The sequence below is a fragment of the Streptomyces sp. SID11385 genome (assembly GCF_010548245.1).
In the GTDB taxonomy this organism is placed as follows: domain Bacteria; phylum Actinomycetota; class Actinomycetes; order Streptomycetales; family Streptomycetaceae; genus Streptomyces.
In genome coordinates, this window is the sequence record NZ_JAAGLR010000302.1 from 1 (window position 1) to 324 (window position 324).

Here is a 324-nt window from a genome sequence, read left to right on the forward strand (position 1 = left end):
GCCTTCGAGGTATTCAGACCGATGAATGGAGCCCCGATGACCGTCGAACCCCCGGGCGTCCGCACCCGCGACGCGGATCGCGAGGAGACCGACGCCCAGGTGATCGAACGGTCCCGGGACGAGCCCGAGCTGTTCGCCGCGCTCTTCGACCGGTACGCCGACGCCGTGCACCGTTACGCGGCGCGGCGGCTCGGACCGGAGGCGGCGGAGGATCTGATGGCGGAGACGTTCACGACCGCCTTCCAGCGACGCCATAGTTACGACCTCTCGCGCGGCGATGCCCGGCCGTGGCTGTTCGGCATCACCACCAACCTCGTGAGCCGG

1 protein-coding gene is annotated in these 324 nt (G+C 69.8%); it reads left to right on the forward strand.

The features are described from left to right. Positions 1-36: 36 nt before the first annotated feature. On the forward strand, positions 37-324 hold a 288-nt coding region (locus G3I42_RS09065; RefSeq protein WP_275405235.1), incomplete at its 3' end, for a sigma factor.